This window comes from Sphingomonas sp. Leaf25 (genome assembly GCF_001421635.1).
GTDB lineage: Bacteria > Pseudomonadota > Alphaproteobacteria > Sphingomonadales > Sphingomonadaceae > Sphingomonas.
In genome coordinates this window covers 633,851-655,040 of the sequence record NZ_LMKU01000033.1, presented here as the reverse complement: position 1 = coordinate 655,040, position 21,190 = coordinate 633,851, and the positions used below count along the sequence as shown (strand labels likewise).

24 protein-coding genes are annotated in these 21,190 nt (G+C 68.2%); 15 read left to right on the top strand and 9 right to left on the bottom strand.

Annotation, left to right across the window (positions count from 1 at the left end):
- The first annotated feature begins 141 nt into the window (after positions 1–141).
- Entirely contained in the window at positions 142–570 is a 429-nt protein-coding gene (locus ASE78_RS17925) for a TIGR01244 family sulfur transferase (RefSeq protein ID WP_056499063.1), read from the top strand.
- Positions 571–686: 116 nt separating this feature from the next.
- Here ASE78_RS17925 and nrdR read toward each other — a convergent pair whose 3' ends face one another.
- The 4 genes from nrdR to rpiB all read right to left on the bottom strand — a co-directional run bounded on the left by nrdR (position 687) and on the right by rpiB (position 3,773).
- Positions 687–1,148, bottom strand: coding sequence for a transcriptional regulator NrdR (gene nrdR, locus ASE78_RS17920; protein WP_082448146.1), 462 nt, complete (start codon positions 1,146–1,148; stop codon positions 687–689).
- Between the two features lie 65 nt (positions 1,149–1,213).
- Positions 1,214–1,366: a hypothetical protein gene (locus tag ASE78_RS19105; RefSeq protein ID WP_164490767.1), complete on the bottom strand. Its 153-nt coding sequence runs from the start codon at positions 1,364–1,366 to the stop codon at positions 1,214–1,216.
- 11 nt (positions 1,367–1,377) lie between these two features.
- Positions 1,378–2,679 (bottom strand): serine hydroxymethyltransferase, encoded by a 1,302-nt coding sequence (gene glyA / locus ASE78_RS17915; protein ID WP_056499060.1) that lies wholly within the window; start codon positions 2,677–2,679, stop codon positions 1,378–1,380.
- Between the two features lie 653 nt (positions 2,680–3,332).
- Positions 3,333–3,773, bottom strand: coding sequence for a ribose 5-phosphate isomerase B (gene rpiB / locus ASE78_RS17910; RefSeq protein ID WP_056499057.1), 441 nt, complete (start codon positions 3,771–3,773; stop codon positions 3,333–3,335).
- 72 nt (positions 3,774–3,845) lie between these two features.
- Between rpiB and ASE78_RS17905 the strand changes: the two genes are divergently transcribed.
- Both ASE78_RS17905 and ASE78_RS17900 read left to right on the top strand, forming a co-directional pair.
- Positions 3,846–4,325: a hypothetical protein gene (locus tag ASE78_RS17905; RefSeq protein WP_156351555.1), complete on the top strand. Its 480-nt coding sequence runs from the start codon at positions 3,846–3,848 to the stop codon at positions 4,323–4,325.
- Complete coding sequence (locus ASE78_RS17900) at positions 4,318–4,803, top strand: DUF3429 domain-containing protein (RefSeq protein ID WP_230636037.1); 486 nt, start codon at positions 4,318–4,320, stop codon at positions 4,801–4,803. Before ASE78_RS17905 ends, ASE78_RS17900 begins: the two co-directional genes overlap by 8 nt.
- Positions 4,804–5,112: 309 nt before the next feature.
- Here ASE78_RS17900 and hemA read toward each other — a convergent pair whose 3' ends face one another.
- Together hemA and murI are read right to left on the bottom strand one after the other, a co-directional pair.
- Positions 5,113–6,357 (bottom strand): 5-aminolevulinate synthase, encoded by a 1,245-nt coding sequence (gene hemA / locus ASE78_RS17895; RefSeq protein ID WP_056499053.1) that lies wholly within the window; start codon positions 6,355–6,357, stop codon positions 5,113–5,115.
- A gap of 325 nt (positions 6,358–6,682) precedes the next feature.
- Positions 6,683–7,480, bottom strand: a complete 798-nt coding sequence (gene murI / locus ASE78_RS17890) for a glutamate racemase (protein ID WP_056499359.1) — start codon at positions 7,478–7,480, stop codon at positions 6,683–6,685.
- Positions 7,481–7,623: 143 nt separating this feature from the next.
- Here murI and plsY point away from each other — a divergent pair, with 143 nt between their 5' ends.
- The 4 genes from plsY (at position 7,624) to topA (ending at position 12,645) form a co-directional block, all read left to right on the top strand.
- Positions 7,624–8,190, top strand: a complete 567-nt coding sequence (gene plsY, locus ASE78_RS19735; RefSeq protein ID WP_056499050.1) for a glycerol-3-phosphate 1-O-acyltransferase PlsY — start codon at positions 7,624–7,626, stop codon at positions 8,188–8,190.
- Entirely contained in the window at positions 8,183–9,274 is a 1,092-nt protein-coding gene (gene dprA, locus ASE78_RS17880) for a DNA-processing protein DprA (RefSeq protein ID WP_056499046.1), read from the top strand. The genes plsY and dprA overlap by 8 nt, the downstream gene beginning before the upstream one ends.
- Entirely contained in the window at positions 9,271–9,927 is a 657-nt protein-coding gene (locus ASE78_RS17875) for a hypothetical protein (protein ID WP_156351554.1), read from the top strand. The genes dprA and ASE78_RS17875 overlap by 4 nt, the downstream gene beginning before the upstream one ends.
- 117 nt (positions 9,928–10,044) lie before the next feature.
- Complete coding sequence (topA, locus tag ASE78_RS17870) at positions 10,045–12,645, top strand: type I DNA topoisomerase (protein WP_056499040.1); 2,601 nt, start codon at positions 10,045–10,047, stop codon at positions 12,643–12,645.
- Between the two features lie 183 nt (positions 12,646–12,828).
- Here the strand turns inward: topA and ASE78_RS17865 are convergent, their stop codons facing one another.
- A complete protein-coding gene (locus ASE78_RS17865) occupies positions 12,829–13,101 on the bottom strand; it encodes a hypothetical protein (protein ID WP_056499037.1) in 273 nt (90 codons plus the stop codon).
- A gap of 168 nt (positions 13,102–13,269) precedes the next feature.
- Here ASE78_RS17865 and ASE78_RS17860 point away from each other — a divergent pair, with 168 nt between their 5' ends.
- The gene (locus tag ASE78_RS17860) at positions 13,270–14,274 is read left to right on the top strand and encodes a TrmH family RNA methyltransferase (RefSeq protein WP_082467312.1); all 1,005 of its coding nucleotides are present in this window, start codon (positions 13,270–13,272) and stop codon (positions 14,272–14,274) included.
- Between the two features lie 306 nt (positions 14,275–14,580).
- Here the strand turns inward: ASE78_RS17860 and ASE78_RS17855 are convergent, their stop codons facing one another.
- Positions 14,581–14,892: a chorismate mutase gene (locus ASE78_RS17855; RefSeq protein ID WP_056499034.1), complete on the bottom strand. Its 312-nt coding sequence runs from the start codon at positions 14,890–14,892 to the stop codon at positions 14,581–14,583.
- Positions 14,893–15,016: 124 nt separating this feature from the next.
- Here ASE78_RS17855 and ASE78_RS17850 point away from each other — a divergent pair, with 124 nt between their 5' ends.
- From ASE78_RS17850 to ASE78_RS17840, 3 genes are all read left to right on the top strand, one after another.
- Positions 15,017–15,253 carry a hypothetical protein gene (locus ASE78_RS17850; RefSeq protein ID WP_056499033.1) on the top strand — a complete coding sequence of 79 codons (237 nt, stop codon included), beginning with the start codon at positions 15,017–15,019 and terminating at the stop codon, positions 15,251–15,253.
- A 350-nt stretch (positions 15,254–15,603) separates the two neighbouring features.
- Complete coding sequence (gene rpsD / locus ASE78_RS17845) at positions 15,604–16,215, top strand: 30S ribosomal protein S4 (protein WP_055758364.1); 612 nt, start codon at positions 15,604–15,606, stop codon at positions 16,213–16,215.
- A 202-nt stretch (positions 16,216–16,417) separates the two neighbouring features.
- The gene (locus tag ASE78_RS17840) at positions 16,418–16,999 is read left to right on the top strand and encodes a hypothetical protein (protein WP_056499030.1); all 582 of its coding nucleotides are present in this window, start codon (positions 16,418–16,420) and stop codon (positions 16,997–16,999) included.
- Between the two features lie 231 nt (positions 17,000–17,230).
- Here the strand turns inward: ASE78_RS17840 and ASE78_RS17835 are convergent, their stop codons facing one another.
- Positions 17,231–17,815: a septal ring lytic transglycosylase RlpA family protein gene (locus ASE78_RS17835; protein WP_056499027.1), complete on the bottom strand. Its 585-nt coding sequence runs from the start codon at positions 17,813–17,815 to the stop codon at positions 17,231–17,233.
- Between the two features lie 93 nt (positions 17,816–17,908).
- Between ASE78_RS17835 and ASE78_RS17830 the strand changes: the two genes are divergently transcribed.
- From ASE78_RS17830 to ASE78_RS17815, 4 genes are read left to right on the top strand one after another with little or no spacing between them, the layout of a single operon-like run.
- Positions 17,909–19,018: an S-(hydroxymethyl)glutathione dehydrogenase/class III alcohol dehydrogenase gene (locus tag ASE78_RS17830; protein WP_056499025.1), complete on the top strand. Its 1,110-nt coding sequence runs from the start codon at positions 17,909–17,911 to the stop codon at positions 19,016–19,018.
- A gap of 58 nt (positions 19,019–19,076) precedes the next feature.
- Positions 19,077–20,087, top strand: a complete 1,011-nt coding sequence (locus ASE78_RS17825; RefSeq protein WP_056499022.1) for an aldo/keto reductase — start codon at positions 19,077–19,079, stop codon at positions 20,085–20,087.
- On the top strand, positions 20,084–20,815 hold the full coding sequence (locus ASE78_RS17820; protein WP_056499021.1) for an SDR family oxidoreductase: 732 nt from the start codon (positions 20,084–20,086) through the stop codon (positions 20,813–20,815). Before ASE78_RS17825 ends, ASE78_RS17820 begins: the two co-directional genes overlap by 4 nt.
- Positions 20,812–21,159, top strand: coding sequence for an L-rhamnose mutarotase (locus tag ASE78_RS17815; protein ID WP_056499017.1), 348 nt, complete (start codon positions 20,812–20,814; stop codon positions 21,157–21,159). Before ASE78_RS17820 ends, ASE78_RS17815 begins: the two co-directional genes overlap by 4 nt.
- The last annotated feature ends 31 nt before the right edge of the window (positions 21,160–21,190 follow it).

The following is a 21,190-nucleotide window of genomic DNA, read 5'->3' as shown; positions in this document are numbered from 1 at the left end:
GGGGGGGGGTTAGGTTCGGGGTGGACGCTACGTTCCCGCGCAGGCCAACCCACCCCCGACCCCTCCCTTGTCAGGGAGGGGAGAAGCGGAACGTCGATCCGCCATTTGCACGCCCCCCCACCCCACGCTACACCCGCCCCCATGGACATCCGCCGTATCGACGACCGCATTTCGGTCAGCCCGCAGATCACCGTCGCCGACGTGGCGACGCTCAAGGCGCAGGGCTTCACCACCATCGTCAACAACCGCCCCGACGGCGAGGACATGGGCCAGCCCGATGGCGACAGCATCGCGGCAGCGGCGGAAAGTGCGGGCCTAACCTATCACGCGATCCCGATCACCCATGCCGGTTTCAGCCATCCGCAGATCGACGCGATGACCGCCGTCCTCGCCGACGCACCGGGACAGGTGCTCGCCTATTGCCGCTCGGGCACGCGCTCGTGCAACCTGTGGGCGCTGGCCAGCGCCAAGCGGGGGGAGGCATCGGACACGCTGGTCGCCAAGGGGCAGGCGGCAGGCTACGACCTGTCGGGAATGCGCCCGACGCTCGACGCGCTGGCGGGTAGATAAGCCACATTCGTCACTCCCGCGAAGGCGGGAGTCCATACACGCAACGCCTGCGCATCCTGTCCGAACCGCAGCGTCTATGGATTCCCGCCTTCGCGGGAATGACACAGGGGCAGGTGCTACTCCTGCCCCGCATCCCCCAGCGTCCCCGCGAACGCCTCGAAATCCTTCGCCTCGCGGAAGTCTTTGTAAACGCTGGCGAACCGGATGTAGGCGACCGGGTCGAGGCCCTGCAACCCCTCCATCACCAGCTCGCCGATCCTGAGCGACGTGACCTCGCTGTCGCCGGTCGTCTCCAACTGGCGCTGGATGCCCGACACGATCCGCTCGACCTGAATCGGGGTGATCGGCCGCTTGCGACACGCCGTCGCGACCGACCGGAGCAGCTTGTCGCGATCGAACGCCTGCCGCCGGTCGTCGGACTTCACGACGGTCAGGTCGCGGAGCTGGATACGCTCGAACGTGGTGAAGCGCGCGCCGCAGCCGCTGCACTGGCGCCGCCGCCGGATCGCCGCGCCATCGTCGCTCGGGCGGCTGTCCTTCACCTGACTGTCTTCATGGGCACAAAAGGGGCAGCGCATCGTCATTCCTGTATTCGAGGCCACCCCGGAACCCGGCCGATCGCTTGGGACCGGCCGGGTTTCCCTCAGTAGCGCGGCTTCTTCGCCTTGAAATAGGCATAGCCGGCACCCGCCGCCGCGCCGATCAGCGGGCCGACGAACGGCACCGGGATCGCCACGACCGCGCCCAGCGCGCCCCATTTCGCCATGCTCTTGCCGAGCGTCTTGTCCTTGACCATGCGCCTACTCCTTACAGACCGGGATAGATCGGGAACCGCTCGCACAGCGCCCGAACCCGGGCCTTAACGTCCGCCTCGACCTGTGGGTCCCCGGCCTCGCCCTTCGCGCGCAGACCGTCGAGCACGTCGGCGACCATGTGGCCGATCTGCGTGAACTCGGCCTCGCCGAAACCGCGCGTCGTGCCGGCGGGCGATCCGACGCGGATGCCGCTGGTCTTGACCGGGGGCAGCGGGTCGAACGGAATGCCGTTCTTGTTGCAGGTGATGGCGGCGCGCTCCAGCGCCTCGTCGGCATCGCGGCCGGTGACGCCCAGCGGCGTCAGGTCGATCAGCGCCAGATGCGTATCGGTGCCACCGGCAACGACGTTCGCGCCACGCCCTTTCAGCGTCGCCGCCAGCGTCTGCGCATTGGCCACCACCGCGCGGATATAATCCTTGAACTCAGGCCGCAGCGCCTCGCCGAACGCTACCGCCTTGGCGGCGATGACGTGCATCAGCGGCCCGCCCTGCAATCCCGGGAACACCGCCGAGTTGATCTTCTTGGCGATCGCCTCGTCATTCGTCAGCACCATGCCGCCGCGTGGGCCCCGCAGCGTCTTGTGCGTGGTGGTGGTGACGACATGGGCATGGCCGAACGGGGTCGGGTGCTGCCCGGCGGCAACGATCCCCGCGAAATGCGCCATGTCGACCATGAACTTCGCGCCCACCTCGTCAGCGATCGCGCGGAACCGCGCGAAATCGATCTGGCGCGGATAGGCCGACCCGCCGGCGATGATGAGCGTCGGGCGATGCTCCTTCGCCAGCGCCTCGACCGCGTCGTAATCGATCAGATGCGTCTCGCGGTCGACGCCATACTGCACCGCATTGAACCACTTGCCCGACATCGCCGCCCTGGCACCGTGCGTCAGGTGGCCGCCGGCATCGAGGCTCATGCCCATGATCGTGTCGCCCGGCTTGGTCAGCGCCAGCATCACCGCGCCGTTCGCCTGCGCCCCCGAATGCGGCTGCACGTTGACGAAGCCGCAGCCGAACAACGCCTTGGCGCGGTCGATCGCCAGTTGCTCGACCTCGTCCGACGGGTGGCAGCCCTGATAGTAACGCTTGCCGGGATAGCCCTCGGCGTATTTGTTGGTGAAGACCGACCCTTGCGCTTCCAGCACCGCCTTCGACACGATGTTTTCCGACGCGATCAGCTCGATCTGATAGCGTTCGCGCTCCAGCTCATGGGCGACGCCGGCGAAGACGGCGGGGTCGGCATCGGCGAGCGACGTGTCGAAGAACCCGGCGGGGCGGAACTGGTCGATAGCGGTCATGGGTCAAGCGGCTCCGAAGGAGAATGGGCTTGCGCGCGCACTTAGTCCCCCTGTCATCGAAATGCCACCCGGCAGATGGGGTTTGCTTCCCTGGGATGGGGGTGATCGGGTTTCACGCGGAGGCGCGGTGGGCGCGAAGAAGGTTGGTTCGCGCGGAGGCGCGGAGGCGCAGAGAGGATTCGGACGCGGCAGCGTCTCTCTTGATTCCACAGGTCGTTTCCCCGCACGGAAACGTCACCCCGGCGACGGCTGGGATCAGTCGACATTCAGCGACAACCATGGATTTTCGTCATTCCCGCGAAGGCGGGAATCCATATGCGCCAGCGTCACGACTCCGGCCGACACGTCAGCGGGTATGGACTCCCGCCTTCGCGGGAGTGACGACAAGCGATAAAGCAGTCGTCCTGCGTGAGCGGACTGAACGTCGATCCGGCCGAGGATTTCGAGCAGTTCCTGTCACGCACCCTTGCCGGGAAATCCCAGCCTTCGCTGGGATGACGCTCGTTTCGAGGCACGCAGATCGGACGCCAGCGGCACCGAACAGCGACATCCGGGGCAACAGGTCCGTGCGCCGCACCCCCTCTGCGCCTCCGCGCCTCTGCGCGAACCAGCCTTCTTCTTCGCGCCCTTTGCGCCTTCGCGTGAACCCAAATTCAAACCGGCGGATTGCCCAGCTTGTCCACCCGCCGCCGATGCCTGTCGCCCCCGAACGGCGTCATCAGAAACGCCGACAGGCAAGCCTTCGCCATCTCCGACCCCACCAGCCGCGCGCCCATCGCGATCACATTCGCGTCGTTATGCTCACGCGCCAACGCGGCGGACAGCGGTTCGGATACCAAGGCACAGCGGCACGCCGCCACCCGGTTCACCGCGATCGAGATGCCGATTCCCGACCCGCACAGCGCCACGCCGAAGTCGGCCTCGCCCCCCGCCACCGCCTGCGCGAGCTTGTAGCCATAGTCGGGATAATCGACGCTCGCCGCCTCATGCGGGCCAAGATCGGATACGTCATGCCCCTCCCCATGCAACCAAGTGGCGAGTTCTGCCTTGAGCGCCAGGGCGGCATGGTCGGAAGCGAGTGCGATACGGGCCATGGCGCAGCTTCTAGCGGGACGTGACACGGCGCGCTAGGTCGAGAAGAAGGCAATGCCTAAGGAGTCGGGCGGATGCGATGGGCGATGATCGGACTGGGACTGTCGGTGGCACTGGCCGGCTGCGGAGCGAACGAACGGCGCAGCGAAGGGGCCGCCACCCAGGCCGCGATCGAGAACAGCGCCGAAACCGACCTCCCCGCCCCGCGCTCGCCGACCCCTACGCCAACGCCGACACCCACCCCGACCCCCAGCACCACGGCGACCCCGCCGGCCGACGCCACGCGCTATCGCGGCCGCTGGACCGGGGTCGAAGGGACGTATCTGGTCGTCAGCGACTCCACGCCGGGCGCGGTACAGCTCGAGATGCAGTACGATCTCGACAACAAGGGCAGCTTCCCCGGCACGGTGACGCCCGAGGGCATCCGCTTCGAGCGCGGCGGCGAGACGCTGCTGCTGCGCCCCTCCGACGGGGCGGCGACCGGCCTCAAGTGGCTGGCGGACAAGCGCGACTGCCTGACCGTCGCGTCGGGCGAAGGCTATTGCCGTGACTGATCCGGTCGTCGAACCGTCGCGTAAGCCACCGGTGTCGGCGTTGCTGCTCGGCTATGCCGGGCTGTTGCCGCCGATCATCGCGATCGTCGTGTGGCTGACCAATCCGTTCCTCGGCGGGCTCCTGCTGACGCTATCGCTGCTCTACGCCGCGCTGATCCTCAGCTTTCTGGGCGGCATGTGGTGGGGTGCCGCCGCCGCCCGCGTCACCGGGGCCGGGCTGGCACTGTGGCTGGCGGTCGCGGTCGTGCCCTCGCTCGTCGCGCTGGCGGCGGGTGCGGTGTTCTTCCCATCCCCGACGTCGGGCGCGGCGATCCTCGCCGCCGGGCTGCTCGTATCGCTCACGGTCGACATGGCGCTGGTGCGCGCGGGGCATGTCCCGCCATGGTGGATGAAGCTGCGGGTGCCGCTATCGGTCGGCCTCGCCGTCCTGACGCTGGTCGCCGGGCTGCTGTTGGAGCGGGTGATAAGCGGACTTTGATCCGCGCGTGGGTGTGACGATACGAAGAGGAAGGTCGGCTCGCGCAGAGGCGCAGAGAGGATTCGGACGCGGCAGTGTCCTTCGTGAATTCCGGTCCCATCTACCTTGAAACAAGGCGTTATCCCAGCGAAGGCTGGGATTTCCCGGGGCTGGTGCGCGACAGGAGCCGCTTGAGGCCCCAGCCTTCGCTGGGGCGACGCCTCGATCAAACGGTATGAAACGACCGTGAGCCGCAACCCCTCCGCGCCTCAGCGCGAACCTAAATTCTTCTACTTCTCCGAACTTCGCGACCTCCGCGCGAACCTGAAATCAGGCCGCCTTGCGCAACTCCAGCCGGCCCCAGATCTCGACCAGCGCCGCCGTCAGGTCGCGCATCATCGCCTCGTCATGCGCCGGCCCCGGCGTGAAGCGCAGCCGTTCGGTCCCGCGCGGCACCGTCGGATAATTGATCGGCTGCACATACACGCCATATTCGCGCAACAGGATGTCGCTGATCCGCTTGGCCTTCACCGGATCGCCGACCATCAGCGGCACGATATGCGTGGTCGTATCCATCACCGGCAGCCCGGCGTCGGCGAACAGCGCCTTGAGCGTGCCCGCCGCCGCCTGCTGCCCGTCGCGCTCGGCACACGATGCCTTCAGATGCCGCACGCTGGCCAGCGCGCCTGCGACCAGCACCGGCGACAGCGAGGTCGTGAAAATGAACCCCGGCGCGTACGACCGGATCACGTCGATCACCGTGCGATCGGCGGCGATATAGCCGCCCATCACCCCGAACGCCTTGCCCAGCGTCCCCTCGACGATCGTCAGCCGGTCGGCCGCATCGTCACGCTCCGAAATGCCGCCGCCGCGCGCGCCGTACATGCCCACCGCATGCACCTCGTCGAGATAGGTCAGCGCATTATACTTGTCGGCCAGATCGCAGATCGCGTGGATCGGCGCGACGTCGCCGTCCATCGAATAGACGCTCTCGAACGCGATCAGCTTCGGGACGGCGGGGTCCTCGGCCGCCAGCAGTTCCTCGAGGTGATGGAGGTCGTTATGGCGGAACACCCGCTTCCCGCAGCCCGAATGGCGGATGCCGGCGATCATCGACGCATGGTTCAGCTCGTCGGAAAAGATCACGCAACCCGGCAGCACCCGCGCCAGCGTCGACAGCGTCGCCTCGTTCGACACGTATCCGCTGGTGAACAGCAGCGCGGCTTCCTTACCATGCAGGTCGGCGAGTTCGGTTTCCAGATCGATGTGATAATGGGTGTTGCCGCCGATGTTGCGCGTACCGCCAGAGCCTGCGCCGACGTCGTGCAGCGCTTCCTCCATCGCCGCGATAACGGCGGGGTGCTGCCCCATCGCAAGATAGTCGTTCGAACACCATACGGTGATCGGCTTCGGCCCGTTGTGCCCGGCGAAGCAGCGCGCGTTGGGGAACTGCCCCTTGTTGCGCAGGATGTCGATAAAGACGCGGTAGCGCCCTTCCTCGTGCAGACGATCGATCGCCTGGGCGAAGACACGGTTATAATCGACCGAGCGGGCCGGACGTGCGTCGATGCTCATGGGGCGCGGGTGTACCCTTTGAAACAGGGTGTTGCCAGCGGATAAAAGCGGTCACGCTGATCGTCAGGTTGGACATATTGTCCTATCCGTGGCGCGGGATAGTCGGCTTCACGCGAAGAAGAAAATTTGGTTCGCGCAGAGGCGCGGAGGCGCAGAGAGGACCCGGACGCGGCAGCGTCTCTCCCAATCCGACAGCGCGGCACGGAGCAGCGCCATTCGGCGCGGGACGACCGTGAGCCGCAACCCCTCCGTGCCTCCGCGCCCCTGCGCGAACTAAATCTTCTTCTTCTTCGCGCCCTCCGCGCCTTCGCGTGAACCCGAATCGCTACAGCGCCTCGACCACCCCGAACCCCCGAGCCTGCAACGCCGCCCCCAGCACCGCCTCCCGCTCCCCCAACCGCGTGAACACCAGCGTCCCCGGCGAAGGCGTCCCCGGAAACGCCTGCCCCTCGGTCAACGCCACGATCCGCCGAGCGATTCCCGGCCCGCCATCGATGAACGCCACCCCGGGCAGCACCACGCGCATCGCGTCCTCCAGCAGCGGAAAATGCGTGCAGGCGTTGACGATCACGTCGATCCGCCCGCCCCCCGCCTGCCCCACCAGCCCCGCCAGCTCGCCCGCCACCGCCCCCTCGGGCAGCGGCACCCCCGCCAGCGCCGCTTCCGCCAGCTCGACCAGTGCCGCCGATCCATGCCGCAGCACGGTGCAGTCCGCCGCGAAGCGCGCCGCCAGATCGTCGACATAGGGCTGGCGCACCGTCGCCTGCGTGCCGAGCACGCCGATCACCCGGCTCCGGCTCATCGCTGCGGCGGGCTTGATCGCCGGCACCGTCCCCACCACCGGCACATCGAGCGCCGCGCGCACCGCGCCCAGCGCGATCGTCGAGGCAGTGTTGCACGCGATCACCACCAGCTTGGGCCGATACCGTTCGACCAGCCGCCCGAGCAGCGCCGGCACCCGCGCCGCGATCTCACCCTCCGAGCGCGTGCCATAGGGAAACCCGGCCGAATCGGCGGCATAGACGATCGGCGCGTTCGGCAGCAGCGCCAGCGTCGGCGTCACCACCGACAGACCGCCCACGCCTGAATCGAAGAACAGGATCGGTCGTATCGCCTGCGTCATGATCGTATCCGTACCCTCGGCGCGTCCGGCGCACCCGCCGCGTTGCAAGAAATCCTCCATTCCCTTACCTTGGCCCGCGTTGACGGCAAGTTCAGGGGGCATCACTGCCGAGCGAAATCATCTGGTGGCCGCCGGTCGCGGCGATGCTGATCGGCTATGTACTGGGATCGATTCCGTGGGGAATCCTGCTCACCCGCATCGCCGGCGCGGGCGATCTGCGTTCGATCGGGTCGGGCAACATCGGTGCCACCAACGTCCTGCGTACCGGCCGCAAGGGGCTGGCCGCTGCCACGCTGCTGCTCGATCTGTTGAAGGGCGCCGCCGCCGTGTGGATCGTCGCCGCGCTGTTCCCGGGCGAGCAACTGGTCGCGGGCGCGGCGGCGTTCATCGGCCATTGCTATCCGCTGTGGCTGCGCTTTCGCGGCGGCAAGGGCGTGGCGACGATGATGGGCGTCGTCGTCGCGCTGCACCCGTTGAGCGGCCTTGCCTATGCCGTCGTCTGGCTCGGGCTGCTCGGCACACTGCGCATCTCGTCGGTCGCGGGCATGGCGGCGGCGGTCGCCGCGCCGGTCGCGGCGGCGGCGGCGGGCCGGTTCGATCTGGTGCTGCTGTTCCTCGGGCTGGCCGCGATCGTGCTGTGGAAACACCGCGAGAATATCGACCGGCTGCTCGTCGGCACCGAACCCCGGATTGGCCGCAAACGTGACTGACAGCGCGGCGCGCTTCGCGGCGCTCCGCCTGATCCGCTCGGCGAACGTCGGCCCCGTCACCTTCCGAGCGCTGATTGATCGCTACGGCGATGCGATTCGCGCGATCGACGCGCTGCCCGCGCTCGCCCAGCGCGGCGGCGGCCGCCCGCCGCTGCTGGCCGACGAGGCCATCGTCCGGCGCGAGATCGCCACCGTCCGTTCGCTCGGCGGGCGCTATCTGCTGCTCGGCGATCCCGACTATCCGCCGCTCCTCGCCGAACTGGACACTGCGCCGCCCGCGCTGATCGTGCGTGGCGACCGCTCGCTGCCCGCCCGGCCCTGCGTGGCGCTGGTCGGCGCGCGCAACGCCTCGGCGGCGGCGGTGCGATTCGCACGCGGGCTGGCCGAGGAACTGGGCGCAGGCGGTTTCGTCGTCGTTTCCGGCCTCGCGCGCGGCATCGACACGGCGGCGCATGGCGGCGCGATCGGCCATGCCACGATCGGCGTCATCGCCAGCGGCATCGACGTGGTGTTCCCGCCCGAAAACCGCGATTTGCAGGAAGCGGTGGCGACGCAGGGCCTGCTCGTCGCCGAACAGCCGCCCGGCACCCAACCGCTCGCCCGCCACTTCCCCTCGCGCAACCGCATCATCGCCGGCCTGTCGCTCGGCACCGTCGTGATCGAGGCCGCGCCGAAGTCCGGCTCGCTCATCACCGCACGGCTGGCGGGTGAAGCGGGGCGCGAGGTGATGGCCGTCCCCGGATCGCCGCTCGATCCGCGCGCGCAGGGGTGCAACCTGCTGATCCGCGAAGGCGCGACGCTGGTCCAGACCGCCGCCGACGTCGCCGAAATGCTCCGCCCGATCGACCCGCGCGCGCTCCGCGCGCCCGGTAGCGGTTATGTGCCGCAACCCGCCACCCCGGCCGACGCCGACGACCGCGACCGTAGCCGGATCACGACGCTGCTCGGCCCGGTGCCGGTCGCAATCGACGAACTGGTCCGCCAGTCGGGCCGCCCCACCGCCATCGTCCAGACGGTGCTGCTCGAACTCGAACTGGCCGGCCGGCTGGAGCGGCACGCAGGGGGCAGGGTGAGCCTGACATGACGACGATCGGGAGCGTATCCGGGCTGTTGCATGCGGCATGGCGCGAGGCGATGCGCGATCCGGCGATGGCGGCAATCGCGCTGATCGTACTGACCGGCACCGGCGTGGTTGTCGACATTCTCGACGACGCAGACGCAAACGTCGTGCCGATGGTGCTGCTGATCGCGCTAGCATCGTTCGGCCTGCAATATGCGCTGATCCGCCGCACGATGCGACGGGGCGGACTGCTTGCGACAGCCGCGCCCGGGGCCATCGCAGCGTTTTTCGGACTGTTGTTCGTCAGCAGCATCGCCATCACCCTCGGCTTTGTGCTGCTGATCCTGCCCGGCCTCTGGCTCTACGCCCGCTGGATCGCGGCGGTGCCGATCCTGTTCGCCCACCGCGATCGCGGCGTCATCGAGGCGATGGACGAAAGCACGCGACGCAGCCGTGCGCTGATGCCGCGCCTTTTCTTGATAGCGGTGCTGATCCATCTGCCGGTCGGCATCGGATTGCTCGTTTCCGAACTGGTCTACAACGATGTCCAGCCCGATATTGCACTGACCGTCCTCCTCCGCATCGCCGACAGCGGCTCGCAAATCCTCGGCTGGTATCTCGCGGTCGCGGTCTACCGCGCGACGCAGCCCGAACCGCTCGATGCCGTCTTCGCCTGACACTCCCGTCGCAACCGTCACAAACCCGCGGTACCGATCACGCCCGCCGCGACTTGACGCCACCCCCCGCCGCTCCCCACTCTCGCACGTACACGTAAGGGATCGTTCGCCACCGCCATGCAGCTCGTCATCGTCGAATCGCCCGCCAAGGCGAAGACCATCGAAAAATACCTGGGGTCGGACTATCGCGTCCTCGCCTCCTACGGCCATGTCCGCGACCTGCCGCCCAAGGACGGATCGGTGAAGCCCGACGACGGTTTCGCGATGGATTGGGAAACTTACGCCGACAAGACCAAGCAGTTGAAGGCGATCACCGATCTCGCCAAGACCGCCGACCGCCTGATCCTCGCGACCGATCCCGATCGCGAAGGCGAGGCGATTAGCTGGCATGTGCAGGAAGTGCTGCGCAAGCGCCGCGCGTTGCCCAAGGAAGTCGAACGGGTCACGTTCAACGCGATCACCAAGCCGGCGATCCTCGCGGCGATGAAGGCCCCGCGCGAGCTCGATACCGACCTGATCGACGCCTATCGCGCCCGCCGCGCGCTCGACTATCTCGTCGGCTTCACCCTGTCGCCGGTGCTGTGGCGCAAGCTGCCCGGCGCCAAGTCGGCCGGCCGCGTCCAGTCGGTGGCGCTCAGGCTGCTGGTCGAGCGCGAGCGCGAGATCGAAACGTTCATCGCGCAGGAATATTGGTCGGTCATCGCCAGGATGGAGGCCGACGGCACGCCGTTCGACGCGCGCCTCGTGAAGCTCAAGGGCAAGAAGCTCGACCGCCTGTCGCTCGGCGATGCCGGATCGGCCGAGGTCGCCAAGGCGGCGGTCGTCGACGGCCGCTTCACCGTCATCAACGTCGAGACGAAGCCCGCGACGCGCAACCCGCCGCCGCCGTTCACCACCTCGACGCTGCAACAGGAAGCCGCGCGCAAGCTGGGCTTCGCCGCCAGTCACACGATGCGGATCGCGCAGAGCCTCTACGAAGACGGCGCGATCACCTATATGCGGACCGACGGCGTGCAGATGGACGGATCGGCGATCGACGCCGCGCGCGGCGCGATCGCCAAGCGCTACGACGGCAGCTACGTCCCCGACAAGCCGCGCCAGTATCAGGCAAAGGCCAAGAACGCGCAGGAAGCGCACGAGGCGATCCGCCCGACCGATTTCTCAAAGGACCGCGCTGGCTCTGGCGACCACGGCCGCCTCTACGACCTCATCTGGAAGCGCGCGCTCGCCAGCCAGATGGCATCGGCGCGGATGGAGCGCACCGCCGTCGAGTTGGAGGACCAGACCGGCCAGACCGGGCTTCGCGCCACCGGACAGGTCGTGCTCTTCCCCGGCTATCTCGCGCTGTACGAGGAAGGCCGCGACGATACGGCGGACGAGGATTCGCGTCGCCTCCCCCTCCTGCGTACCGGCGACGCGCCGGCCAAGAAGGACGTCGTCGCCGAACAGCATTTCACCCAGCCGCCGCCGCGCTTCTCCGAAGCGTCGCTGGTCAAGCGGCTGGAGGAACTCGGCATCGGCCGCCCCTCGACCTATGCCTCGATCATTCAGGTACTGAAGGATCGCGGCTATGTCCGCGTCGAGAAGAATCGCTTCTTCGCCGAGGAAACCGGGCGGCTGCTCACCGCCTTCCTCGAACGCTTCTTTGAGAAATACGTCGGCTACGACTTCACCGCCGAGCTGGAGGAGGAGTTGGACGACGTCTCGGGCGGCCGCGCCCAGTGGCAGGCGGTGCTCGAAGCCTTCTGGCGCGACTTCAAGCCGCGCACCTCGGAAGTGATGGAACAGCAGCCCAGCGCGATCACCGCCGAGCTCGACCAGTTCCTGGGGTCCTACCTGTTCCCCGAACGGGCCGACGGCACCGATCCCCGGCTGTGCCCCAATTGCGGCGAGGGTCGCCTTGCCCTTCGCGGTGGCAAGTTCGGTGCGTTCGTCGCCTGCTCCAACTATCCCGAGTGCAAATACACCCGCCGCTTCGCGCAGCCCGGCGGCGAGGAGGAAGGCGACTCCGGCCCCGAAGGGCTGGGCAAGGATCCCGAAACCGGCCTTGAGGTCGAGCGCAAGTCGGGGCGTTTCGGCCCCTATATCCAGCTCGGCGACGGCAAGGAGGCGAAGCGCGCCTCGATCCCCAAGGACATCGGTGAGCTGAATCTGGAGTGGGCGCTCAAGCTCTTGAGCCTGCCGCGCACCATCGGCAACCACCCGGAGACGGGCGAGCCGATCGAGGCGGCGATCGGCCGCTACGGCCCGTACCTCAAGCACGCCGGCAAATACGCCCGGTTGCAGACGACCGCCGACGTGTTCGAAACCGGCATGAACGCCGCCGTCGTGAAGCTCGCCGAAGCGGCGGCGGGCGGCGGGCGCGCGGCACGCGGCGCGGCCAGGGAACCGCTGCGCGTGCTCGGCATCCATCCGCGCACCGAGATCGAGCTGAAGCTGATGGAAGGGCGCTACGGCCCCTATATCACCGATGGCACGACCAACGCGACCGTGCCCAAGTCGATCGACCCGCAGGCCCTGACGCTGGAGGAAGCCGCGCAACTGATCGACGACCGCGCCGCCGCCGCCCCGGCCAAGGGCAAGAAAAAGGCCCCGGCCAAGAAAGCCGCGCCGAAAAAGGCCGCCGCCAAGAAGGCCGACGCCGCCGACGCCCCGGCGAAGAAGCCGGCGGCAAAAAAACCGGCCGCAAAGAAGGCCGCGCCCAAAAAGGCCGAGTAGCCCCCCTTCCCTCTCCCCTTCAGGGGAGAGGGATGCGCAGACTAGGTCCTTGCAAAGCAAGGGCCTAGTCGGAGCTGGGAGAGGGGAAGCGCTCGCGAATGCGAGCGCGCGAGCCTGAAGGGCTCGCTTGCCCCTCACCCAACCTCCGCTAGCCAGCGAGCCGGCAAGCTCCGATACCGCCGCTCAGTTCGCGAGCGCACCCATCGCGACGAACGCCCGCGCCGCCTTCTGCGCCTCGGCAATCTGCCGCGCGGTCATGTCGGTCGCGATCTCGCTGCGCCATTCCTGCGCGGTGTCCAGGCCGGACATCGCCGCCAGATTGAACCACTTGTGCGCTTCGACCAGATCGATCCGCGTGTCGTCGGTCCCGCTCGAATAGCGGATACCAAGGTCCAGCCAGCGCAATCCCTCGTCGCCCGAATGCAGGCGATGCGCGTCCTTCAAGCTCTGCCCCATGTCACAACCCCTGTTCACCAGGCCCTGTCCATCGCGAGCCTTTTGGTACGGAGGTTTGATTACCGGACATGGTGTTGAACAATGGTTAACGCCGCCGCCCACCGTCCGAAGGGATGACGTGTCCGTCCCCCTTCCCCCCGCCGCCCACCGGCGGTATCGAACGCGGCCATGTTCCACGCCTATATCCTGCGCTGCGCCGACGGCAGCTATTTCACCGGCCACACCGACGATCTCGATCGCGCCGTCGCCGCGCACGGCGCGGGTCAGGTGCCCGGCCATACGCAGGACCGCCTGCCCGTCGACCTGATGTGGAGCGAGGGCTTCGACGACGAAGCCGATGCGCTGGCCCGCGTCGAACAGGTGGGCGAATGGTCGCGCAAGAAGAAGGAAGGGCTGTTTCGCGGCGACTGGTCGACCGTCTCGGCGCAGCATCGCGGCGATCCCTCCCCTGCGCGCAGCGACGCCCCGGTCATCGTTCTCGTCCGCCCGCAACTGGGGCAGAACATCGGCAAGGCGGCGCGCGCCATGCTGAACTTCGGCCTCGTCGAAATGCGTCTCGTCGCCCCGCGCGACGGCTGGCCCAATCCCGAAGCGGGTCCGGCCGCCAGCGGTGCCGATCAGGTGCTGCGCGACGCGGTGGTGTATGAAACCGTCGCCGAAGCGGTCGCCGACTGCGCGCATGTGTATGCGACGACGGTGCGCAAGCGCGGCATCACCAAGCCGGTCGTAACCCCCGAAGCGGCCGCCACCGCGATCCGCGCCGAGGGTGGCCGTTCGGCCATTCTGTTCGGCCCCGAACGCTCCGGCCTCGAAACCGACGACGTGGCGCTCGCCCGCACCATCCTGACCGTGCCGATCAACCCCGAATTCGGCTCGCTCAATCTGGCACAGGCGGTGATCCTCGTCGCGTATGAATGGTCGAAGGGCGAGGGGCTGGCCAGCCCACCGGTCGTCGATCTGGGCGAACCCGCCCCGCACGAGGAGCTGGAGGGGATGATCGGCCAGCTCGACGACATGCTGGAGGCGGCACGGTTCTTCTATCCCCCCGAACGCGCCGTCACCTCGCGCCGCACGCTGCGCACCCTGCTCACCAAGGCCGGCTGGACCTCGCAGGAAGTCCGCACGATGCGCGGCGTGCTGTCGGCCTTGGACGGGGCAAAGCGCCGCCGCTGACCCTTGGGCGGGATCGACATTCAGTTTCGGCAGTGGAAACTTGCCCCCGACCCCCGCGTCATCCCCGCGCAGGCGGGGATCCATACACGCCGACGCCGGTAATCGACCCTGGTCCGCTGCGTCTATGGGTTCCCGCCTGCGCGGGAACGACGGAAAGGCGTGACATTGGGTGAATGTCGCGTCCGACATAAACCCCGTCATTCCGGCGCAGGCCGGAATCCATGGACAGGCGAGGTTTGCGATGGAGCCGCTACGGCCCGTATCCGTGGATTCCGGCCTGCGCCGGAATGACAGGTGCGTTGTGGCTTACCCCCGCGTCGCGTCGAACCTTGCCAGTTCATGGGCGATCGACGCCTCGACCAGCGCTTCCCACAGCTCGCCTATCGCCGCCTCGGGCGCGCCCACCGCGACCGCCGCCGCACGCGCATTGGCGATGACCTGCGCTTTCCGCGCCTCGTCGCGTACCGCGCCGCGGTCCGGCTTGATCCGCGCGGCGGCGTCCATATAGCCGAAGCGCCGCGCCAGCAGCGCCACCAGCTCGCGGTCGAGGCTGTCGACGCCAGCGCGGACCTCGGCCATGGTGGTGCAGTCGGCGGGCGGCAGGATCTTGGTCGTCATGGCCACCCGCTTTAGCGTCGCGAACGCCGCTGTCGACCGTCTCGCGACCAACCGGTTGCCCCGCGCATCCCACTCTGCTTGTATCGGGTTCGGCCCGCGCGCCACATCGAAGGACCCTGCCCCCATGTCGACCGCCCTCCTGCTCGCAGCCCTCCTCGCACAAGCGCCCACGCCCCCCGTCGCGCCGGTGCCGCCCAAGAACCCGAACGAGCGCATCTGTCGCAAGATGCCTGCCCCCACCGGATCGCGCGTCGCCGCCAAGCGCGAATGCCACAGCGCGACCGAATGGGCGGCGATCGACGCGGCGAACAACAGCGACGTCGAACAGATGCGCCGCCGCACCAGCCGCCAGAATTATTGAGGGGCGGATCGACTTTCTTCTCCCCTCCCTGACAAGGGAGGGGCCGGGGGTGGGTTGGCCGGTTGTGGAGCGCGTCCGTTCCTCACCAACCGACCCACCCCCAACCCCTCCCTGCCAGGGAGGGGAGCAAGGTTGCCGGCGCTCCGATCGACTTTTGCTCCGCTCCCAGGCGGCACCGCCCCACCCCCGCCTTGACTCCACCGCCCCCGCCGTCTAACCGCGCCGCTTCGCAATTTGGCCCCGCACCCCGGTGAAGCGGTGGCCCCGGCATCCGCCGGCCGCGAAGACCGGGACTCGCGATCACCCTGCCGGGTGGTCAAACGTCATACGCAATTGCATTGGAAATACCCATGTCGAAGCGCTCCAGCGCCAAGTACAAGCTCGATCGCCGTCTTGGCGAGAATATCTGGGGTCGCCCCAAGAGCCCGGTCAACAAGCGCGAATACGGCCCCGGCCAGCATGGCCAGCGCCGCAAGGGCAAGATGTCGGACTTCGGCATCCAGCTCCGCGCCAAGCAGAAGCTCAAGGGCTATTACGGCGACGTCACCGAAAAGCAGTTCAAGCGCACCTACGAAGAAGCGTCGCGCATGAAGGGCGATACCGGCCAGAACCTGATCGGCCTGCTCGAACAGCGCCTCGACATGATCGTGTACCGCGCGAAGTTCGCGCCGACGGTGTGGGCCGCGCGCCAGCTCGTCAGCCACGGTCACGTCCGCGTCAACGGCGTGAAGTGCAACATCGCGTCGCGCCGCTGCTTCGTCGGCGATGAGATTTCGCTCGGCACCAAGGCGCAGGAAATGGCGCTGGTCCTCGAAGCGCAGCAGCTCGCCGAGCGTGACATCCCCGAGTACATCGGCGCCGAAGGCACCAAGGTGACGTTCACCCGCGTTCCCACGCTGGACGAAGTGCCCTACCCGGTGAAGATGGAACCGAACCTGGTGGTCGAGTTCTATTCGCGCTGAGCCAAGGTCCAGCAAAGCTGGACCAAGGCACTTCCTCAGCGCGAACGGCCGGCGCTGCCAAGGCAGCCACCGACGACATGGGCTTCGCCCATGGCGCTGGCAGAAACAGAAAAGGGCGGCCCCGCAACGGGCCGCCCTTTTCGCATATACACCCCACAACGCCTGCCGCATGTTCCACCCCGCTTCCCATCCGCGAGGTTCCATGCGTCACCCGTTACTCGCCCTGTCCGCCCTGTTCCTCACCCCGCTCGCGGCAGCGGCACAGAGCGCCGCGCCGACCGACAACCCCGAAATGGCCCGCCTGTTCGCCGAGGATCAGGCGGTCCGCACCAACATCACGCCTGCGCAGATGCGGGACATCCCCTTCGTTCGGAAGATGCTCGCCGACGATGCCGCGCGCCGCATCCGCACCCGCACCCTGCTCGACACCGGCAAGCTGTCGACCGGCGAGGACTATTACGCCGCCGCCTTCGTGTTCCAGCATGGTGGCAAGCCCGAGGATTATCTCCTCGCCCATTCGCTGGCGCTGGCCGCCGTCGCGCGCGGCAAGGCAGGTGCAAGCTGGATCGCCGCCGCCACGCTCGACCGCTATCTGCAAGTGATCGGCCAGAAGCAGATCTACGGCACGCAATCACGCCAGATGAACGGCCAGCCGCCGACCCGCGACCCCTATGACCGCGCGCTCGTTCCCGACAGCCTGCGTACCGCGCTCGGCGTGCCGGTGCTGGCGGAGCAGGACGCCGACCTTCTGGAGATGCAGGCCGAACGGGTCGCCCCGCGTTGAGGGCTGTCCTACACCCGGCCGATCCGCCATGCTGCCCGCCGCCACCCCTGCGGGTGCCTGCTCCTTGACCCCGTCGAACCCCGTCCCGACGCCCCGGCCCTTGTTGCGAACGCTACGCAACAAATGCGTCGCTAGTGTAAACTTTGTAAACTTTGGCGGGAATGGCGCGGCCCGCCACGGGCAAAGCCCGTGTCGTCGGTCGGCGCTTTTTGCGCCGCCGGCCAGACGCGCCTAGTACGGCTCGGCGCTGCTCCGCAGCGCCTTGCCCGGCGCGTTGTGCAATTGCCCCAGCAAATTCAACCGGATAGCCTCGCTGACCGGCGGCAACCCCCGCGCCGCCTTCCCCTTGCGCAGCCGCGCCCGGTCACGCGCGTCGGGCGAGACAAGCCGCACCCGCACCGGCACCACCCCGGCGCGCGCCACCCCCAACGCCTCGGCCGCGCCGCGCGACAGGTCGAGGATCCGCCCCTTGCCGACGAACGGCCCACGATCATTGATCCGCACCAATATCCGCCGCCCGGTGTCGAGCGCCGTCACCTCGACATAGCTGGGCAAGGGCAGCGTGGTGTGCGCCCCCGTCACCCAGTCGCTGCGAAACCGCTCGCCATTGGCGGTGCGCTTCCCCGACTCGGCACCGTACCAACTGGCCAGCCCGAGCATGTCGTACCCCGGATCGGCGGCGGGCACATAGGCCACGCCCCGCACCCGGTACGGCGCGCCCACCTTGACCACGGCATCGCTGACCGGGCGATAGTCGCCCCCGGCACAGGCGGACAGCAGCAGGGCGGCGCACGGAAGGACGAGACGAAGCGACATCACCCGCCCTCTAGCGCACCGGCGGCGGCGCGTCCCCCCTTGCCGTTCCCGGCCCGTCGCCGCTACCCCACGCCCAACCTCAGGAGACATCCCATGAAGACTCGTGCCGCCGTCGCCTTCGAAGCGAAGCGCCCACTCGAAATCGTCGAACTCGACCTCGAAGGCCCAAAGCCCGGCGAAGTACTGATCGAGATCATGGCGACCGGCATCTGCCACACCGACGCCTATACCCTCGACGGGCTGGACAGCGAGGGGCTGTTCCCCTCGGTGCTGGGCCACGAAGGCGCCGGCATCGTCCGCGAAGTCGGCGCGGGCGTGACCAGCGTGGCGGTGGGCGATCACGTCATCCCGCTCTACACCCCCGAATGCCGCCAGTGTAAATCATGCCTGTCGGGCAAGACCAACCTCTGCACCGCGATCCGCGCGACGCAAGGCAAGGGGCTGATGCCCGACGGCACCACGCGGTTCAGCTACAAGGGGCAGCCGATCTATCATTACATGGGCTGCTCGACCTTCTCGAACTTCACCGTCCTGCCCGAGATCGCCGTCGCCAAGATCCGCGAGGACGCGCCGTTCCAGACGAGCTGCTACGTCGGCTGCGGCGTCACCACCGGCGTCGGCGCGGTCGTGAACACCGCGAAGGTCGCGCCCGGCGACAATGTCATCGTGTTCGGTCTGGGCGGCATCGGCCTCAACGTGTTGCAGGGCGCGCGGATGGCCGGCGCGAACCTGATCGTCGGCGTCGACATCAATCCCGACCGCGAGGAATGGGGCCGCCGCTTCGGCATGACCCATTTCGTCAACCCGCGCGAGGTGGCCGGCGACCTTGTCCAGCATCTGGTCGCGCTGACCGACGGCGGTGCCGATTATACCTTCGACTGCACCGGCAACACCGACGTGATGCGCCAGGCGCTGGAGGCCTGCCATCGCGGCTGGGGCACCAGCATCATCATCGGCGTCGCCGAAGCCGGCAAGGAAATCGCCACCCGCCCGTTCCAGCTCGTGACCGGCCGCAACTGGCGCGGCACCGCGTTCGGCGGCGCGAAGGGGCGGACCGACGTGCCGAAGATCGTCGACTGGTACATGAACGGCAAGATCGAGATCGACCCGATGATTACCCATGTCCTCTCGCTCGACGAGATCAACAAGGGCTTCGACCTGATGCACGCCGGGGAAAGCATCCGCTCGGTCGTCGTCTACTGATCCTTTCGTTTTGACAGGTGAAATTTCTTCGCGAATATAAGCGAAGAGAGGACAGCGCATGACGTCTGGGCAACCGCCCGCCCCGCTTGGTTTCGGCGGGGCGGCGATCGGAAATCTGTATCGACCGATCGGCGACGATGCCGCGCGCGGCGCGGTCGCCGCCGCATGGGACGGCGGCATCCGCCGGTTCGATACCGCGCCACACTATGGCTTCGGCCTGTCCGAACGCCGGCTGGGCGCGGCGCTCGCCGACCTCGATCCCGGCGGCACCGCTCATATCTCGACCAAGGTCGGCCGCGTGCTGCAACCCGTCGCGCCTGATGCATTGTCGGGGGAGCGGCAGGGCTTCGTCTCGCCCGAACCGGTCGAAAGCGCGTTCGATTACAGCCGCGACGGCGTGCTGCGATCGTTCGGGGAGAGCCTGCACCGGCTGCGCCGCGACCGAATCGACCTGCTGCTCGCCCACGACCTCGGGGCGATGACCCACGGCGCGGATCACCCGGCGATGCTCGCGACCTTCCTCGACGGCGGCTACCGCGCGATGCGCGACCTGCGCGACGCGGGCAGCATCGGCGCGATCGGCATCGGCGTGAACGAGATCGCGGTGTGCGAGGAACTGATCGACCGGGTCGAGCTGGACGCGATCCTGCTCGCCGGGCGCTACACCCTGCTCGAACAGGCGGCACTCGATTCGCTGCTGCCGCGTTGCCGGTCGCTCGGCGTCGAGATCATCATCGGCGGCCCGTACAACTCGGGGATTCTCGCCACCGGCACCGGCGGCGACGCGCGCTACAATTACGAATTGGCACCGCCCGACGTGGTCCGCCGGGTCGATGCCATCGCCGAGCTGTGCGACGCCCATGCCGTGCCGATGGCCGCCGCCGCGCTGCAATTCGTCCAGGCCCATCCGGCGGTCGCCGCCGTCATCCCCGGCATGGCGACCGCGCACGAAGTCGCCGATACGCTGCGGCTCGCCCGCCTGCCGCTGCCCCCCGCCCTGTGGCACGACCTGATCGACGCCGGTCTGGTTCGCGCCGACGCCCCCCTGCCCATTTCGGAGCCTGCATGACCCGTCTTTCTGGCAAGACCGCCATCGTTACCGCCGCCGCGCAAGGCATCGGCCGCGCCGCCGCCGAACTGTTCGCCCGCGAAGGCGCGCGGGTGCTGGCACTCGACATCAACGGCGATGCGCTGGCGTCGCTGGCGGGCTGCGAGGGCCATGTCGTCGACCTGCTCGACCCTCAAGCGATCGAGGCGTTCGCGGCCCGGGTCGGCGCGGTCGACATCCTCTTCAACTGCGCCGGCTTCGTCCACGCCGGCACGATCCTGACGACCGGGGAAGCCGACTGGGACTTCAGCTTCGACCTCAACGTTCGCGCGCAATATCGCCTGATCCGCGTGCTGCTCCCGGCGATGATCGATGCGGGCGGTGGGTCGATCGTCAACATGTCGTCGGTCGCCAGCCATGTGATCGCGGTGCCCAACCGCTTCGTCTATACCGCGTCAAAGGCGGCGGTGATCGGCCTCACCAAATCGGTCGCGCTCGATTTCGTCGCCCAGGGCATCCGCTGCAACGCGATCTGCCCCGGCACCGTCCAGTCGCCCTCGTTGGAGGAGCGCATGGCCGCGACCGGCGATGCGGAGGCGGCGCGCGCGTCGTTCACCGCGCGCCAGCCGATGGGGCGATTGGGCCGGGCGGAGGAGATCGCCGAACTGGCGCTGTATCTCGCCTCCGACGCTTCGTCCTACACCACCGGCGCGGTGCATGTGATCGACGGCGGCTGGTCGAACGCATGACCGGACAGGTTCTGACACTGGACCTGATCGACGACGCGGCCGCGATCGCCGAATATGATCGCTGGCATAGACCCGGCAACGTGCCCGCCGGCGTGCTGGCGGCGATCCGCGCGGCGGGGATCGTCGCGATGGAGATCTATCGCACCGGCAACCGGCTGGTGATGGTCATGCGGACCACGCCGGACTTCGACCCCGCCGCCAAATCGCGGGCCGACGCCGCCGATCCGGCGGTGATCGCATGGGAAGCGCGCATGGGGCAGTTCCAACGCGCGCTGCCCCACGCCCCGGACGGCAGCCGCTGGACGCCGATGGCGCGCATCTTTGCGCTCAGCGAGCATCCGTGACCCGCCCCGGCCCGATCGGACGACCGGGCCG

Coding starts and splice junctions, on each gene's coding strand:
- ASE78_RS17925 (WP_056499063.1), top strand. CDS start 142: ATGGACATCCGCCGTATCGACGACCGCATTTCGGTCAGCCCGCAGATC.
- nrdR (WP_082448146.1), bottom strand. CDS start 1,148: ATGCGCTGCCCCTTTTGTGCCCATGAAGACAGTCAGGTGAAGGACAGC.
- ASE78_RS19105 (WP_164490767.1), bottom strand. CDS start 1,366: ATGGTCAAGGACAAGACGCTCGGCAAGAGCATGGCGAAATGGGGCGCG.
- glyA (WP_056499060.1), bottom strand. CDS start 2,679: ATGACCGCTATCGACCAGTTCCGCCCCGCCGGGTTCTTCGACACGTCG.
- rpiB (WP_056499057.1), bottom strand. CDS start 3,773: ATGGCCCGTATCGCACTCGCTTCCGACCATGCCGCCCTGGCGCTCAAG.
- ASE78_RS17905 (WP_156351555.1), top strand. CDS start 3,846: ATGCGATGGGCGATGATCGGACTGGGACTGTCGGTGGCACTGGCCGGC.
- hemA (WP_056499053.1), bottom strand. CDS start 6,357: ATGAGCATCGACGCACGTCCGGCCCGCTCGGTCGATTATAACCGTGTC.
- murI (WP_056499359.1), bottom strand. CDS start 7,480: ATGACGCAGGCGATACGACCGATCCTGTTCTTCGATTCAGGCGTGGGC.
- plsY (WP_056499050.1), top strand. CDS start 7,624: ATGCTGATCGGCTATGTACTGGGATCGATTCCGTGGGGAATCCTGCTC.
- ASE78_RS17875 (WP_156351554.1), top strand. CDS start 9,271: ATGACGACGATCGGGAGCGTATCCGGGCTGTTGCATGCGGCATGGCGC.
- topA (WP_056499040.1), top strand. CDS start 10,045: ATGCAGCTCGTCATCGTCGAATCGCCCGCCAAGGCGAAGACCATCGAA.
- ASE78_RS17865 (WP_056499037.1), bottom strand. CDS start 13,101: ATGGGGCAGAGCTTGAAGGACGCGCATCGCCTGCATTCGGGCGACGAG.
- ASE78_RS17860 (WP_082467312.1), top strand. CDS start 13,270: ATGTTCCACGCCTATATCCTGCGCTGCGCCGACGGCAGCTATTTCACC.
- ASE78_RS17855 (WP_056499034.1), bottom strand. CDS start 14,892: ATGACGACCAAGATCCTGCCGCCCGCCGACTGCACCACCATGGCCGAG.
- ASE78_RS17850 (WP_056499033.1), top strand. CDS start 15,017: ATGTCGACCGCCCTCCTGCTCGCAGCCCTCCTCGCACAAGCGCCCACG.
- rpsD (WP_055758364.1), top strand. CDS start 15,604: ATGTCGAAGCGCTCCAGCGCCAAGTACAAGCTCGATCGCCGTCTTGGC.
- ASE78_RS17840 (WP_056499030.1), top strand. CDS start 16,418: ATGCGTCACCCGTTACTCGCCCTGTCCGCCCTGTTCCTCACCCCGCTC.
- ASE78_RS17835 (WP_056499027.1), bottom strand. CDS start 17,815: ATGTCGCTTCGTCTCGTCCTTCCGTGCGCCGCCCTGCTGCTGTCCGCC.
- ASE78_RS17830 (WP_056499025.1), top strand. CDS start 17,909: ATGAAGACTCGTGCCGCCGTCGCCTTCGAAGCGAAGCGCCCACTCGAA.
- ASE78_RS17825 (WP_056499022.1), top strand. CDS start 19,077: ATGACGTCTGGGCAACCGCCCGCCCCGCTTGGTTTCGGCGGGGCGGCG.
- ASE78_RS17820 (WP_056499021.1), top strand. CDS start 20,084: ATGACCCGTCTTTCTGGCAAGACCGCCATCGTTACCGCCGCCGCGCAA.
- ASE78_RS17815 (WP_056499017.1), top strand. CDS start 20,812: ATGACCGGACAGGTTCTGACACTGGACCTGATCGACGACGCGGCCGCG.